Below are 16,864 nucleotides of genomic sequence, written 5' to 3'. Positions count from 1 at the left end.
GATCGCGGACGTCTGGCGGCAGGTGCTGCGCGTCGACCGGATCGGCATCCACGACAACTTCTTCCACCTGGGCGGCCACTCCCTGCTCGCCACCCGGGTCGCCATCCGGCTGCGCGCGGTCTTCGGCTGCGAGGTGGCCGTCCGCACCCTCTTCGAACAGCCCACCGTGGCGCGACTCGCGGTGGCAGTCGAGGACCGGCTGATGGCCGAGATCGCCGCGATGAGCGACGAGGACGTCGAGCAGGCACTGAAGGAGCAGCAGGCATGAGCACCATCCACGGCTTGGTCGAGGCGCAGGTCCGGCGTACCCCGGACGCGGTCGCCCTGGAGTTCGAGGGCGCGGAGCTGACCTACCGCGAGCTGGACCGGCGGGCGAACCGGCTCGCCCACGCCCTGCGCCGCCGCGGCGCCGGGCCCGAGACGGTCGTCGCCGTCGGCGCCCAGCGGTCCCTGGACCTGCTGGTCGTCCTGCTCGGCGTCCTCAAGAGCGGCGCGGCGTACCTGCCGCTGGACCTGGAGCTACCCACCGACCGGCTGACCTACATGGCCGGTCAGGCAGCCGGCGCGGTGGCAGTGGTCCGCGGCCCCGGCATGGACGTCGACCTGGGCCTGCCCGGCCTGCCGGAACTGACTGTCGCCGACACGGCCGGCGAGTCCGCCGAGCCGTGCGACGTCGCCGTGGACGAGCGCAACGCCTGCTACGTCATGTACACCTCCGGCTCGACCGGGCGGCCCAAGGGCGTCGTCGTCGAGCACCGGGGCGTGGTCAACCGGCTGCGCTGGGGCCAGCACGAGTACGGCATGACCTCCGACGAGCGGGTGCTCCAGAAGACCCCGTACGCCTTCGACGTGTCCGTGCACGAGCTGTTCTGGCCCCTGACCGTCGGCGCGCGGCTGATCCTCGCCCGGCCCGGCGGGCACCGGGACACCCGGTACCTGGTGGAGATCATCCGCAGCCGGGAGATCACCAGCGTGCACTTCATCCCCACCATGCTGGCGCTGTTCGCCGGCGAACCCGGCGTCGCCGGATGCCACAGCCTGCGCCGCATCCTCGCCAGCGGCGAGGCGCTCCCCACCGACCTGCAGAACCGGGTGCTGCGCGTCCTGCCCGACGTCGAACTGCACAACCTGTACGGCCCGACCGAGGCGTCCATCGAGGTCAGCGCCTGGGCCTGCCGGCCGGAGTGGACCGGGGCGAGCGTGCCGATCGGCGCGGCCGTCGACAACACCCAGCTGCACATCCTCGACCCCGAACTGCGTCCCGTGACCGGCGACGACCCGGGAGAGCTGTACCTCGCAGGTGTGCAGCTCGCACGCGGCTACGTCGGCCGGCCGGGCCTGACCGCCGAGCGTTTCCTGCCCGACCCGTACGGCGAGCCGGGCGGGCGGATGTACCGCAGCGGCGACCTGGCCGGCTGGCACCGCCCCGGCGTGGTCGACTACCTCGGCCGGGTCGACGAGCAGGTCAAGCTCGCCGGCAACCGGGTCGAACTGGGCGAGATCCAGGCGGTGCTCGACGACCAGCCCGGCGTACGCGCCTCAGTGGTGGTAGCCACCGGCGAGGCCGCCGAGAAGCGCCTCGTCGCCTACGTCGTCGGGGACCGTCTCGACGTCGGCGAGCTGCGGGACCGGCTGGCCGGACGGCTGCCCGGCTACATGGTGCCGTCGACGTTCGTGCCGCTGGCCGAGCTGCCGCTGACCCCGAGCGGCAAGCTGGACCGCAAGGCGCTGCCCGCACCGGACCGTCCGGAGATGGCCGTGGCGTACCGGGCCCCGGAGAACCCGGTCCAGGAACGCCTCGCCAAGGTCTGGACCGACGTGTTCGGCGTCGCCCGGGTCGGCGTCGACGACACGTTCTTCGCCCTCGGCGGGCACTCCCTGCTGGCCGTACGGCTGATCGCCCGCCTGCGCGAGGAACTGGGCGTGGAGGTGTCGCTGCGCGACCTGTTCGAAGGACTGACCGTGTCCGCCCTGGCCGAGACCGTCGCGGACGCGCCCGCCACCGACCCGGCGCCGGCACTGGTCGCCGGAGCCGACGACGCCCCGGCCGTGGCGTCGTTCGGCCAGGAGCGGCTGCTGTTCCTGCACCGCATCCACCCGGACAGCCCCAGCTACGTCATCCCGGTCGCCTGGCGGGTCGACGGGCACCTCGACGAGGACACGCTGCGCCGGGCCCTGCACCGGCTCGCCGCCCGGCACGACGCGCTGCGTACCCGCTTCGCCGGTGACACCCCGGTGGTGGACCCGGAGCCCACAGTCGCGCTGACCCGGCTCGACGCCGCCGCCTGGACCGACGAGGCGGCCGCCGCGCTGATCCGCGAGCCGTTCGACCTGGCGGCCGGGCCGCTGTGGCGCGCCACGCTGGTCCGCCTGCCCGGGCACGACGTGCTGCTGCTCGTGCTGCACCACCTGGTCGCCGACGGCTGGTCGCTCGGCGTCGTCGCGCGCGAGCTGGCCGAGTCGTACGCCGGCGCGACGCCGCCCGCGCCGCCGGTGCGCTACGCCGACTTCGCCCGCTGGCAGCGCGCCGACCTCCGCCCGGACCGCGTCGCCGCCGAACTGGACTGGTGGCGCGACACGCTCGACGGCGTACCCGCGCTGGAGCTGCCCACCGACCGGCCCCGGCCGGCGGTGCTCGGCGCGGACGGCGCCACCCACCGCTTCGCGCTGCCGCACGACGCGCTGCCCCGGCTCGCCGCGCTGGCCCGGGAGCAGCGGACCACAGTGCACACGGTCCTGCTGGCCGCGTTCCAGGCGCTGCTCGGACGGTGGAGCGGCCAGCACGACTTCGCCGTCGGCACCCCGGTCGCCGGCCGGACACGCGGCGAGCTGGAGAACGTCGTCGGCTTCTTCGTCAACACGCTCGCGGTCCGCGCCGACCTGACCGGCGACCCCACGCTGGCCGAGCTGGTCGGGCGGGTCCGCGCGGCCACCCTGGGCGCCTACGACCACCAGGACGTGCCGTTCGAGCAGGTGGTCGCGCAGCTGCGGCCCGAGCGGGACCTCAGCCGCACCCCGGTCTACCAGACCATGTTCGCGCTGCGGGACACTGCGGTGACCGCGCTGCGGCTGCCCGGGCGGACCGTGACCGAGCTGCCGCTGGGCTGGCGCACCGCCAAGTTCGACCTCACCCTCTTCGTCGACCAGGCACCCGACGGCACCCTCACCGGCCTGTTCGAGTACGCCACCGACCTGTTCACCCCGGCCACCGTGGAGCGTCTCGCCGGCGCGTACGCCCGGCTGCTCGACGCGCTGGCCGACGACCCCGGCGTCCGGCTCGGTGACTGGCCGGCCGTCGACCCCGCCGAGTGGGACGCGCTGCGCGCGGCGGGCACCGCCGCGACACCGGAGCTGCCTGCCCGGCCGCTGCACCACCTCGTCGCCGACCGGGTCGCCACCGGCGGCGACCGTCCCGCGGTGGTCGACGGCCCGGTCGTCTGGACGTACGCCGAACTGGACCGGCAGGCGAACCGGCTGGCCCACCACCTGATCGCCCTCGGCGTGGGCCCGGAGACCGTGGTGGCGGTCAGCCTGCCCCGCGGCGCCGGCCTGGTCCGCGCGCAGCTCGCCGTGCTCCGGGCCGGCGGCGCCTACCTGCCGCTGGACGCCGACCAGCCGGCCGGGCGCAGCCGGCACATGATCGCCGACACCGGCGCCACGGTGCTTGTCACCGCCGACGGCCACCACGACGGCGCGGGCCTGGGCTGCCGCGTCGTGGACCTGGTCCGCGACGCCGCCGAGGTGGACCGGCGGCCGGCGACCGACCCGGCGATCCCGGTCGACCCGGAGCAGCTCGGCTACGTCGTCTACACCTCCGGCTCCACCGGCCGCCCCAAGGGCATCGGGATCACCCACCGCGGTCTGGTCCGCACCGTCCACGACGGCGGGTACCTGACCCTCGGGCCGGACGACCGGGTGGCCTTCGCCGCCAACCCGGTCTTCGACGCGGCCACCTTCGAGGTGTGGGCCACCCTGGTCGCCGGTGCGACGCTCGTGGTCACCCCGCCCGACGTGGCGCTGTCCACCGCCGCCCTGGCCGCGCACCTGGCGCGGCACCGGGTCACCACGCTGTTCCTCACCACCGCGCTGTTCCACCAGGTCGCCCGGGAACGCCCGGACGTCCTGGGCGGCCTGCGGCACGTGCTGTTCGGCGGGGAGGCCGCCGACCCGGCCGCGGTGGACGGCCTGCTCGCCCACGGCGGCCCCGGCCGGCTGCTGCACATGTACGGCCCGGCCGAGTCCACCACCTTCGGCACCTGGCACCCGGTCACCGCGCCGGCCGGCGCGGGCAGCGTCCCGATCGGCCGGCCGATGCACCACACCACCGCGTACGTGGTGGACCCGGCGCTGCGGCCCGTCCCGGTCGGGGTGGTCGGTGAGCTGCTGCTCGGCGGCGCCGGGCTGGCCCGCGGGTACGTCGGCGCGCCCGCCCGCACCGCCGAGCGGTTCCTGCCGGACCCGTTCGGCGCGCCCGGTGGCCGGGTCTACCGCACCGGTGACCTGGTGCGCTGGACCGCCGACGGGGTGCTGGAGTTCGTCGGCCGGGCCGACGGCCAGGTGAAGGTCCGCGGATTCCGGGTCGAGCCCGGCGAGATCGAGACGGCGGTCCGCCGCCACCCGGCGGTCCACGACGCGGTGGTGCTCGCCCGTCCCGACCGGGCCGGCGTGCTCAGCCTGGTCGCGTACGTCGCCGCCGACCCGGCGGAACTGGGTGACCTGCGGGCCCACCTCGGACGGACGCTGCCGGCGTACCTGGTGCCGGCCGCCGTGGTGGTCCTCGACGAGCTGCCGCTGACCCGCAACGGCAAGGTCGACCGGGCCGCCCTGCCCGAACCGTCGTACGCCGCCGGCGCGGGCCGCCGCGAACCGGCCACGGAACTGGAGCGGCACCTCGCGGAGATCTTCACCGAGGTGCTGGGCGTCGCCGACCCGGGCATGGACGACGACTTCTTCGCCCTCGGCGGGCACTCGCTGCTGGCCATCAAGGTGGTCGGCGCGGTCGCCGCCCGCACCGGCCGGGAACTCACCTTCCGGGACCTGTTCACCGCCCGCAGCATCGCCGGGCTGGCCCGCCTGCTCGACGACGCCGAGCCGCTCGTCACCCCGATCGGCAGGGGCTCCGCCACCACCGGGCTGCCCGTCTCCTTCGGGCAGGAACGGCTGGTCTTCCTCGACCGGCTGGAGGGCGCCGGTCCGGCGTACACGATCCCGCTGGCCTGGCGGCTGACCGGACCGCTGGACGCCGGCCGGCTGGCCGCCGCGCTCGACGCGCTCGTCGACCGGCACGAGTCGCTGCGTACCCGGTTCACGCTCGCCGACGGCGTGGTCCGCCAGGACGTGGTGCCCGGCTGGGACGGCCTGGACCGGCGCGTCGCCGCCACCGAGGCCGAGGCGGCGGACGCGCTGGCCCGGGAGGCCCGGCGGCCGTTCACGCTGACCACCGGGCCGCTGTTCCGGGCCGTGCTGTGGCGCGCCGGTGACGTCCACCTGCTGCTGCTCGCCATGCACCACGCCGTCTCCGACGGCTGGTCGGCGGCGGTGCTGGTCCGAGAGCTGGAGGCCGGGTACGACGGGACCGCAGTGCCCCGGCCGCCGGTCCGCTACGCCGACTTCGCCGCCTGGCAGCGGCAGCGGCTCGCCGGTGACCGGCTGCGCGGGGAACTGTCCCACTGGCGGCAGCGGCTGGCCGGCCTGCCGACGCTGGAACTGCCCACCGACCGCCCTCGGCCTGCGGTGCGCGACGGCGCCGGCGCGAGCGTCGGCTTCCACGTCGCGCCGGACACCGTGGCCGCGCTGGAACGGCTCGGCGCCGCGCACGGCGCCACGCTGTTCATGACGCTGCTCGCCGCCTACCAGGTGCTGCTGGGCCGGTGGAGCGGCCAGACCGACTTCGCGGTCGGCACACCGGTGGCCGGGCGGGACCGGCCGGAGGTCCGCGACGTGGTCGGGTTCTTCCTCAACACGCTCGTGCTGCGGGCGGACCTGACCGGCCGCCCCACCTTCACCGAGCTGCTCGGCCGGGTCCGCGACGACGCGCTGGCCGCGTACGAGCATCAGGAGCTGCCGTTCGGGCGGCTCGTCGAGGAGCTGAGCCCGGACCGGGACCTGAGCCGTTCGCCGCTGTTCCAGGCGCTGTTCAGCTACAACGACTGGACGCTTGACACGCTGCGGCTCGGGTCCGCCGCCGGCGCCGCCCACCCGGTCGACCGGGGCGCGGCGAAGCTCGACCTGACCCTGGAGCTGGTGCACGGCCCGGACGGGCTGACCGGCTCGCTGGACTACACCACGGACATCTTCGACGCGGACACGATCCGGCGGATGGCCGGGGCGTACCAGCTGGTGCTGCGGGCCGTGGCCGCCGACCCGGCGGCCGCGATCGGCGACCTGCCGCTGGCCGACCCGGTCGCGCCGACGGCGGTGACCAGGCCGGCCGCGCCGTTCCGGTCGCTGCCCGACCGCATCGCCGACCAGGTACGCGCCACCCCGGACGCCACCGCGCTGGTCGGCCCCGGCGGCGAGCTGACCTACGCGGAGCTGGACCGGCGCGCCGACCAGCTGGCCCACCACCTGCGCACGCGGGGCGTCGGCCCGGAGGACCGGGTCGGCCTGCGGCTGCCCCGCGGCGTCGACACGGTGGTCGCCGTGCTCGGCGTCTGGAAGGCCGGGGCGGCGTTCGTCGGACTCGACCCGGACCTGCCGCCGCGCCGCCTGGCGCAACTCGCCGACGACGCCGGGGTACGGCTGGTCCTCGACCCGGAGACGCTGGCCCGGAGCCGGGCCGACGTCCTGCCGGCCGACCCGCCGGCCGTCGCCGTCGACCCGGCCCGGCTCGCCTACCTGGTCTACACCTCCGGATCCACCGGACGACCCAAGGGTGTGCTGGCCGAGCACGGCGCGGTCACCGCGTACCTCGACACCATCCTGGCGCACTACCGGCTGGGCGCCGACGACGTCGTCCTGCAACGGGCCTCGCCCGCCTTCGACGCGTTCCTGCGCGACTGCGTCGGGCCGCTCACCGTCGGCGCGACGGTCCTGATCGCCGAACGGTCCGACCTGTCCACGATCGCCACCGACCTGCCCGGCCGGCCCGCGCCGACCGCGCTGCTGAGCATGGTCCCGTCGCTGCTGCACCAGCTCCTCGACACCGGTGACGTCGCCGCGGCGACGCTGCCCGCGCTGCGGCTGCTGGTGCTCAGCGGCGAGCCGTGCACCCCGGAGCTGCTCGCCAAGGTGCACACCGCGCTGCCCGCGCTGCGCCGGGTCGTCAACCAGTACGGCCCCACCGAGGCCACAGTCACCACCACTGTCGCCGACCTCGACCCGGGGACGCCGCACGAGTCGGTCACCATCGGCGTGCCGATGCCCGGCACGTACGTGCGGGTGCTCGACGAGGCGATGCGCCCGGTGCCGGTGGGCGTCTTCGGCGAGGTGCACATCGGCGGCACCGGGGTCAGCCGCGGCTACCGCAACCGGCCCGGCCTGACCGCGGCGGCGTACCTGCCGGACCCGGCCGGACCGCCCGGCGCGCGGATGTACCGCACCGGCGACGCGGCCCGCCTGCTGGCGGACGGGACGCTGGAGTTCCGGGGCCGGCTGGACCGGCAGGTCAAGGTACGCGGCGTCCGGGTCGAACCGGCCGAGGTGGAGGCCGCCCTGGCCGCTCACCCCGGGGTCGGCGCGGCGGCCGTGGTGGCCCGCCCGGACGGACCGGACGGCTGGCGGCTCGCCGGCTACGCCCAGCGGATCCCGGGCGGCGGCGTCACCGAGGCGGACCTGCGCCGCCACCTGGAGGACCGCCTGCCGTACGCGATGATCCCGGCCGAGCTGCTGGTCCTCGACGCCCTGCCGCTGCTCGGAAACGGCAAGGTCGACCGGGCGGCGCTGCCGGAGATCCGGGTCGAGCGGCCCGCCGTGGACCGGGTGGCCCCGCGCACCGACACCGAGCGGGTCGTCGCCGAGATCTGGGCCGAGCTGCTGGACCGGCCCGACATCGGCGTCGAGGACGACTTCTTCGCCCTCGGCGGCCACTCGCTCACCGCCCTGCGCGTCATCTCCCGGCTGCGCGACCGGCTGGCCGCCCCGATCACCCTGCGCGCCTTCTTCGAAGCCCGCACCATCGCCCGGCTCGCCCGGAAACTGGAGGAGACCCGATGACCGCCCTCACCCCCGCCCAGCACGAGCTGCTCCGCCGGCGGCTCGCCGGAGCGGCTCCCGCGACCGCCCCGGCCGGGATCACCCGGGGCAGCGGCACCCGTGACCTGCCGGTCTCCTTCGGACAGGAACGCCTGGTCTTCCTCGACCGGCTCGACGGCGCCGGCGCGGCGTACACCATCCCGGTCGCGTGGCGGCTCACCGGGCCGCTGGACCGGGAGCGGCTCGACGCGGCGTTCGCGGCCCTGGTCCGGCGGCACGAGTCCCTGCGCACCCGGTTCACCGTCGTCGACGGGGTGGTCCGGCAGGACATCGTGGACGGCTGGGCGGGCGTCGACTGGCGGGTCGCCACCGACGCCGCCGAGGTCGCCGCCGCGGCCCGGGCGGCGGCGGGGGAGCCGTTCGACCTGGAGACCGGCCCGCTGTTCCGGGTCACCGGGTGGCGGCTCACGCCCACCGACCACGTGGTGCTGCTGACCCTGCACCACATCGTCGCCGACGGCTGGTCGATGGGCGTGCTGGTCCGCGACCTGGAGGCGTTCTACACCGGCGACCCGTCGCCCGAGCCACCGGTGCGGTACGCCGACTACGCGGCCTGGCAGCGCCGCACCGCCACCGAGCAGCGGGTGGAGCGGGACCTCGCGTACTGGGCCGACCGGCTGGCCGGGCTGCCGCCGCTGGCGCTGCCCACCGACGGCGACCGCCCGGCCGGACGCTCCACCGCCGGGGCCACCTGCGACTTCACCGTCGGGCCGGAGCTGGTGACCGCGCTGGAGCAACTCGCCAAGGAGCGCGGCGCCACCCTGTACATGGTCCTGCTGGCGGCGTTCGAGGTGCTGCTGTCCCGGCTCTGCGGGCAGGTCGACTTCGGTGTCGGCACCCCGGTCGCCGGCCGGACCCGGCCGGAGGTCGAACAGGTCGTCGGCTTCTTCGTGAACACGCTCGTGCTGCGGGCCGACCTGGCCGGGAACCCGTCCTTCGGTGACCTGCTCGACCGGGTCCGCGCCGACGCCCTCGGCGCGTACGACCACCAGGAGACGCCGTTCGAGCGGGTCGTCGACTGGGTCGGCGCGGACCGCAGCCTCGACCGCACACCCCTGTTCCAGGCCATGTTCAGCCTCGACGACGACGCCGACGACCGCCCGGTACGCCTCGGCGCGGTCAGCGGCGCGCGGTTCGACCTGGACCTCGACGCGGTCAAGTTCGACCTCATGCTGCAGACCGCGCGCCGCCCCGACGGGCTGGCCGCCGCCTTCTTCCACCGGGCGGACCTGTGGCGCCCGGAGACCACGCGGCGCTGGGCGGGGCAGTACCTGCGGCTGCTGGAACAGGCGGTCGCCCACCCGGACACCCCGCTGGCCGAGCTGGACCTGCTGCCCGCCGACGAACGGCACCTGATCGCCGGCTGGACCGCCCCGGTCCGCGCGTACCCCTCGCCGGACCTGCTGCACGAGCGGTTCGCCCGCCACGTGGCCGCCGACCCGCACCGGGTCGCGGTGGTGGCGGGGGAGCAGCGGGTCGACTACGCCGGCCTGAACGCGCGGGCGAACCAGCTCGCGCACCGGCTCCGCGCGGCCGGCGTCGGGCCGGAGACGACTGTGGCGCTCTGCGTGCGCCGCGACGCCGACCTGGCCGTCGGCATCCTCGGCATCCTCAAGGCCGGCGGGACGTACGTGCCGCTGGACCCGGAGCACCCGCGGGACCGGCTCGCGTACGTGGTCGCCGACGCGAGCGTACGCCTGGCCGTCGTCTCACCGGACCTCGCCGACCGGGTGCCGGTGGCGCCGGCCGGGGTGCTGCGCCTGGACACGCTCGACGGTGAGCCGACGACGGATCCCGAGCCGGTCACCGACGCCGACCACCTCGCGTACGTCATCTACACCTCCGGCTCCACCGGCCGGCCCAAGGGCGTGGGCGTCGCGCACCGGCAGGTGGTCCGCCTCCTCGACTCCTGCGTGGACGCGCTGGACCTGCCGCCGGGCGGGGTGTGGAGCCTGTTCCACTCGTACGCCTTCGACTTCTCGGTCTGGGAGCTGTGGGGCGCGCTGACCCGGGGCGGCACCGTCGTGCTGGTCGACCGGGACACCGCCCGCGACCCGGAGCGCTTCGCCGGCCTGCTGGCGCGGGAACGCGTGACGATGCTCAGCCAGACCCCGGGAGCGTTCCGCAACCTGCGCGCGGCGCTCGGCGACCGGCCGCTGGCCGGCCTCGGCGTGCGGCACGTGGTGCTGGGCGGCGAGAAGCTCGACCTGCCCGAGCTGGACGGCTGGCTGGACGGCCCGGGCGCCGGGGTGCGGCTGGTGAACATGTACGGCATCACCGAGACCACAGTGCACGTCACCCACCGCCTGGTCACCGCCGCGGACCTGACCGGCGACGCCGTCTCCCCGATCGGGCGGGCGCTCGGCGACCTGACCGTGCACGTGCTGGACCGGCACCTGCGGCCGGTCCCGATCGGGGCCACCGGCGAGATGTACGTCGGCGGCGCCGGACTGGCCCGCGGCTATCTGGGCCGGCCGGGGCTGACCGCGGAGCGGTTCGTGCCGGACCCGTTCTCCGCCGTCCCGGGGGCGCGGCTCTACCGCACCGGCGACCGGGCCCGCCACCTGCCCGGCGGCGAACTGGAGTACCGGGGACGCGCCGACGACCAGGTGAAGATCCGGGGGCACCGGATCGAGCTGGGCGAGGTGGAGGCCGCGCTGCTGCGTCATCCCGCCGTCGCGCAGGCCGCCGTGGTGGCCCGGGGCGCCCGCAGCGGCGAGCACCGGCTGCACGCGTACCTGGTGGTCGGTGCCGGGCTGACCGGTGAGGAGCTGCGGCGCTGGCTGCGCGACCGGCTGCCCGAGGCGATGGTGCCCGCCACGTTCACCGTGCTGCCGGCGCTGCCGCTGACCGCGAACGGCAAGGTGGACCGGCGGGCGCTGCCCGACGCCGACGGTCCGGCGCTGGACGCCACCCGTGAGCACGTCCCGCCGGCCACCCCCACCGAGCGGGCGCTGGCCGAGGTGTGGTGCGCCGCCCTCGGGGTGGACCGGGTCGGCGTCACCGACCGCTTCTTCGACCTCGGCGGTGACTCGATCCTCGCGCTGCGGGTGGTGGGGCTCGCCGAGCGGCGCGGTCTCACCGTGGCGCTGCGTGACGTCTTCGCCCACCAGGCGCTCGGCGAGCTGGCCCGGGCGGTCGACGCCACCGCCGACGGCGACTCCGCCGTGGCCGGGCCGGTGGAGCCGTTCGCGATGGTCGCGCCGGCCGACCGGGACCGGCTGCCCGCCGGCCTGGCGGACGCGTATCCGCTGACCCGGATGCAGCAGGGCATGCTCTACGAGCTGCTCGCCGACGCCGGCAAGGGCGCGTACCACAACGTGACCAGCTTCCGGGTGCAGGAGCCGGCCGGGTTCGACGCCGCCGCCATGCAGGCCGCTGCGGACGCGGTGGTCGACCGGTACGAGATCCTGCGCACCGGCTTCGACTGGAGCTCCTACGAGGAGCCGCTGCAACTGGTGCACGAGCGGGCCGCGCTGCCGGTCGGGGTGAACGACCTGCGCGGCCTGACCGGTGCGGAGCAGGCCCGGCGGGTCCGGGAGTACCTGCACAGCGAGTCGGTGCGCTGGTTCGAACTGGCCGAGCCGCCGCTGATCCGGCTGCACGTGCACGTGCTGAACGACGCCGAGTACCGGCTCACCATCACCGACTGCCACGCCGTCCTGGACGGCTGGAGCCTGACCTCGCTCATCGCCGAGCTGGTCGACCGGCACCGCCGCGCGGTCACCGGCGCGGGCCCGGAGCCGGCGGCCGGTCCGGTGCCGCGCTTCGCCGAGTACGTGGCGCTGGAACGCGCCGCGGTGGACGACCCGGCGGCCCGGGCGTTCTGGGACGACATGGTGGAGCGGTTCCCGCCGGTACGGGTGCCCCGCTCGGTCGGCGCGGCGCCCGCCGACAAGTCGACGTGCGAGGTGGTACGCGACTACGCGCACCTGCGCGACGGCATCGACGCGCTGGCCGCCCGCGCCGGGGTGCCCCGCAAGACGGTCCTGTTCACCGCCTACTACCACCTGATGGGCCAGCTCGCCGACGGCGAGGCGTACTCGACCGGCTTCGCCACGAACGGGCGGCCCGAGCGGGCCGGCGCGGAGGGCATGCGCGGCCTGTTCCTCAACGTGGTGCCCTTCGGCGTCCGGTCGTCCGCGACGACCTGGCTGGGGCTGCTCCGGGACGTGTTCGCCGCCGAACGGGACCTGCTGCCGCACCGCCGGTTCCCGCTCGCCGAGGTGCAGCGTGGCCGGTGGGCCGGTGAGGTGCTCGTCGACACCGCCTTCAACTACGTGCACTTCCACGCGCTGGGCAGCGAGCACAAGCAGGAGATCGAGGAGATCGCCCGGACCAACTTCGGGCTGATGGTCACCACCGGCCCGCAGGGCGTGTCCGTCGAGGCCGACGCCGGGCGGATGGCACCGGGGGAGGTGGAGCGGATCGCCGACGCGTACTGCGCGCTGCTGGCCGCGATGGTCGCCGACCCGCAGGCGGCGCCGGGCGTACCGGCCGCCGACGGCGCGACCCGGACCCCGGCCGCGGCCGCCGGGGCGGACCCGCGCAGCGTGGTCGACGTGCTGGCCGCCCGGGTCGCCGCCGGGCCGGAGCGGGTCGCGCTGGCCCTCGACGGGACGACGCTGAGCTACGCCGAGCTGGATGCGCGCGCCAACCGCGTCGCGCACCACCTGCGGCGGCACGGCGCCGGTCCGGAGCGGGTCGTCGGGCTCTGCGCGGAACGCTCGGTGGACCTGATCGTCGGCATGCTCGGCATCCTCAAGTCCGGCGCGGCGTACCTGCCGCTGGACCCGCGCGACCCGCGCGCCCGGCTGGAGCTGCTCGCGGCGGACGCCGGGGTGGACCTGGTGCTGGCGCAGCCGGCCTGGCGGCACCTGGTGCCGGCCGGGGCCGTGGTCACGCTGGCCGAGGAGACGTTCGCCGGGGAGCCGGCCGGGCCGCCGGCGCCGGGGCCGGACGCCGACAACGTGGCCTGCGTGCTCTACACCTCCGGTTCCACCGGACGGCCCAAGGGCATCGCGGTGACCCACCGGGCGATAGTGGACTCGTTGCTGGGGCAGGACTTCGCCCACCTCGGCCCGGACGAGACGGTGCTGCACCTGAGCAGCGTCAACTGGGACGCGGCGCTGTTCGAGATCTTCGGCCCGCTGCTGCACGGCGGCACCTGCGCGCTCTATCCGGCGCAACCGCTCACCCCGGCCGGCATCGTGGCCGCGATCCGCCGGCACGGCGTGACCACCGCGTTCCTCACCACCACCCTGTTCAACCTGGCGGTCGAGCAGGTGCCGGCGGAGCTCGGCGAGCTGCGGCAGATCGTCTTCGGTGGGGAGGCGGCGTCCGCGCCGCACTGCCGGGACCTGGCCGCGCGCTGGCCGCACCTGCGCCTGGTGAACGGGTACGGCCCGGTCGAGACGATCTTCGTCGTCACCGCGCACCAGGTCCGTGACCTGCCGGCGGACGCGGTCAGCGTGCCGATCGGCCGGCCGCTGGCCCGGACCACGGTGCTGGTGCTCGACGACGCGCTGCGCCCGGCGCCGGTCGGCGTGGCCGGCGAGATCTACCTGGGCGGCGACGCGCTGGCGCGCGGCTACCTCGGGCAGCCGGGGCTGACCGCCGACCGGTTCGTGCCGGACCCGGCCGGTGGCGGGCGGCGGCTCTACCGCACCGGCGACCGGGGACGCCTGCGGGCCGACGGCACGCTGGACTTCGGCGGGCGGGTCGACGGACAGGTCAAGATCCGCGGCCGGCGCATCGAGCTCGGCGAGATCGAGGCGGCGCTGTCGGCGCGTCCCGACGTGGCGATGGCGGCGGTGGCCGCCCGCGCCGACGAGCCCGGCGACGCCCGGCTCGTCGCGTACCTGGTGCCGGTTGCCGGGCTGGACCTGCCCGAGGCCGACGTGCTGCGCCGCTGGCTGCGCGAGCGGCTGCCCGCCTACCTGGTGCCGTCCGCGTTCGTCGCGCTGGACGCGCTGCCGGTGACCGGCAACGGCAAGCTCGACCGGGCCGCGCTGCCGGAGCCGACGGCGGCGCCGGAACGCCCGTACGTGGAGCCGCGCACCGAGGTCGAGGCGACGCTGGCGAAGCTGTGGGCGGAGACGCTGCGGCTGGACCGGGTCGGCGTGCACGACGACTTCTTCGACCTCGGCGGGCATTCGCTGGCCATCGTGCGGCTCGCCGCCCGCGCCTGCGACCTGGGCCTGCCGGTCGGGGTGGCGGACCTGGTCGAGCATCCGACCGTCGCGGCGCTGGCCACCGCGATCGCCGCCCGCGACCGCGGCCCGGAAGGAGCGGCGGTACGGCACGAGGGCGGCGTGGTGGTGACCCTGCGCGACGGCGACCCCGGCCTGCGTCCCCTGTGGTGCGTGCACCCCAGCGGCGGCAGCGTCGCCTGGTACCTGCCGCTGGCGCAGGCGCTGCCCGCCGGCCGGCCGGTGCGCGGCCTCCAGGCCCGGGGCATCGACGGCGGCGTCGACGCCGACACGATGACCGGTCTCGCCGACGACTACCTGCGCGAGCTGCGCGCGCACCAGCCGCACGGCCCGTACGCGCTGCTCGGCTGGTCGATGGGCGCCAACATCGCCCAGGAGATGGCGATCCGGCTGACCGCCGCCGGCGAGCGGGTGGACGTCCTCCTGCTGCTCGAACCGGCGGTGCCGGACGAGACCGGCATGTTCGCCGTCACCGAGGCGCTGGACCTGCTCGACCGGGCGGTCGCGATGCGCGCGGCGATCCGGGAGCTGACACCGGGCACCCCGGCCCGGCTCAGCCAGGAGCGCGAGCTGGTGGCCACCCTGCTGGCGGCCGGCGTCGACGAGTCCGAGGCGGCGCTGGGCGCCGACTGGCCGGTGGCGATGTGGACGGCGCTGCTCCGCGCCGCCGCCGGCTACCGCCCGCAGCCCTACCGCGGGCCCGCGCACCTGCTGGTCACCGCCGAGGCGGCCACCGCCGGACCGGGCCGCCCCTCGGTGGTCGCCGGGGAGAACGGGTCCGCCTACGAGCGGCGCTGCCGGGAGATGTTCCCGGACGCGCTCACCGTCCACCACCTGCCCGGCACCCACCGGAGCATGGTCACCGAACCGGGCGTGGCGGCCGTCGCCGCCCTCGCCGCCGAGCTGCTGGAGCGTACGGCATGAGCACCGCGATCCTGACCGACCGTTACCTGCTGGACGACGACCTCGTCGCCGACCCGTACCCGTACCTGGCCGCGCTGCGGGCCGCCGAACCGGTGCACTGGAGCCCGGTGCACCGGGCCTGGCTGGTCACCGGATACGAGCCCGCCACGGCCTGCTACACGATGCCGGAGATCTCCGCGGACCGGATCAGCCCGATGCTGGCCCAGACGCCGCTGGAGCTGCTCAGCCCCGAGGCGGCCCGGGCGTTCTCCATCATGGCCGGCTGGATGGTCTTCGTGGACCCGCCCGAGCACCGCCGGCTGCGCAGCGTCTTCCGGGGCGCGTTCGGGGCCCGGCAGGTGCGCCGCAACCGCCCGATGGTGCAGGAGGCGGTGAGCCGGCTGGCCGCCCGAGCCGGAGGCGGCGAGGGTGCCATCGACCTGGTGGCCGACTTCGCCCGCCCGCTCCCGGCGACCGTCGCGGCGGCCTGGATGGGCGTACCGGCCGAGGACACCGCGATGTTCCAGCGCTGGGCGATCGAGGTGGGCGACCTGGCCCTGGGCTCGGTGCAGTCGCCGGAGGAGCACGAGCGCTCGCAGCAGGCGCTGCTGGACCTCTTCGACTACCTGCGGGTGCTGGTGCGGGCCCGGCGGGCCGCGCCCCGCGAGGACCTGATCAGCGCGGCGCTCGCCAACGGCCTGGTGGGCGAGTCGGTGAGCGAGGACGAGTTCGTCGCCATGCTCACCCACGTGGCGTTCGCCGGTGGCGAGACCACCAGCAACCTGATCGCGGTCGGCACCTGGAACCTGCTGCGCCACCCCGGCCAGCTCGCCCTGCTGCGGGCCGAACCGGAGCTGGCCGCGCTGGCCGTGGAGGAGCTGCTGCGCTTCGACGGGCCGTCCAAGATGTCCATCCGGCACGTCAAGGACGACGTCGAGCTGGCCGGGCAGCGGCTGCGCGCCGGCCAGCGGCTCTACGTGGTCACCGCCGGGGCGAACCGGGATCCGTCCCGCTTCGACCGCCCGGACGAGCTGGACCTGCGCCGGCACCCGAACCCGCACCTGGGTTTCGGGCAGGGCGGGCACTTCTGCCTGGGCGCCCCGCTGGCCCGGCTGGTCGCCGGCGCCGCGCTGACCGACCTGCTGGCCGCGGCGCCCGGCCTGGCGCTCGCCGGCACCGAGGTGCGGTGGCAGCCGTCGCTGCTCAACCGCAGCCTCGCCGCGCTGCCGGTCCGGCTCTGACACCGCGGGCCACCCGGGCCCGCGCCGCACACCCCCCGGCCGCCCGGCCGGGATCCGTCCCAACCGAGGAACCGAACGAGAAGGAGAACGGCGATGGCCGTCGACGACGATGACCGCACCTACCGCGTCGTGATGAACCACGAGGAGCAGTACTCGATCTGGTTCGCCGACCGCGAGCTGCCGGCGGGCTGGACCGCCACCGGCTTCGAGGGCAACCGCGCGGACTGCCTCGCCCACATCGACGAGGTGTGGACCGACATGCGTCCGAAGAGCCTGCGCGAGCGGATGGCCGCCGCGCAGGGCTGAACCGCCCAC

The 16,864-nt window shown here is 75.9% G+C and carries 5 protein-coding genes; all 5 read left to right on the top strand.

Features of this window, described 5'->3' with window-relative positions; all coding sequences use genetic code 11:
- On the top strand, positions 1 to 268 hold a 268-nt coding region (locus OC439_RS02540), incomplete at its 5' end, for a phosphopantetheine-binding protein (RefSeq protein WP_262011989.1).
- Complete coding sequence (locus tag OC439_RS02535; RefSeq protein WP_262011988.1) at positions 265 to 8,154, top strand: non-ribosomal peptide synthetase; 7,890 nt, start codon at positions 265 to 267, stop codon at positions 8,152 to 8,154. The genes OC439_RS02540 and OC439_RS02535, both read left to right, overlap by 4 nt.
- Positions 8,151 to 15,329, top strand: coding sequence for a non-ribosomal peptide synthetase (locus tag OC439_RS02530; protein WP_262011987.1), 7,179 nt, complete (start codon positions 8,151 to 8,153; stop codon positions 15,327 to 15,329). Before OC439_RS02535 ends, OC439_RS02530 begins: the two co-directional genes overlap by 4 nt.
- Positions 15,326 to 16,549: a cytochrome P450 gene (locus OC439_RS02525; RefSeq protein WP_262011986.1), complete on the top strand. Its 1,224-nt coding sequence runs from the start codon at positions 15,326 to 15,328 to the stop codon at positions 16,547 to 16,549. The genes OC439_RS02530 and OC439_RS02525 overlap by 4 nt, the downstream gene beginning before the upstream one ends.
- A 93-nt stretch (positions 16,550 to 16,642) precedes the next feature.
- Positions 16,643 to 16,855, top strand: a complete 213-nt coding sequence (locus tag OC439_RS02520) for an MbtH family protein (protein ID WP_135240728.1) — start codon at positions 16,643 to 16,645, stop codon at positions 16,853 to 16,855.
- The last annotated feature ends 9 nt before the right edge of the window (positions 16,856 to 16,864 follow it).

Origin of the sequence: Micromonospora sp. Mcm103 (assembly GCF_024519755.1) — a bacterium.
Taxonomy (GTDB): Bacteria; Actinomycetota; Actinomycetes; order Mycobacteriales; family Micromonosporaceae; genus Micromonospora; species Micromonospora aurantiaca.
This window is presented reverse-complemented; position numbering and strand designations above follow the sequence as displayed.

Coding starts and splice junctions, on each gene's coding strand:
- OC439_RS02535 (WP_262011988.1), top strand. CDS start 265: ATGAGCACCATCCACGGCTTGGTCGAGGCGCAGGTCCGGCGTACCCCG.
- OC439_RS02525 (WP_262011986.1), top strand. CDS start 15,326: ATGAGCACCGCGATCCTGACCGACCGTTACCTGCTGGACGACGACCTC.
- OC439_RS02520 (WP_135240728.1), top strand. CDS start 16,643: ATGGCCGTCGACGACGATGACCGCACCTACCGCGTCGTGATGAACCAC.
- OC439_RS02530 (WP_262011987.1), top strand. CDS start 8,151: ATGACCGCCCTCACCCCCGCCCAGCACGAGCTGCTCCGCCGGCGGCTC.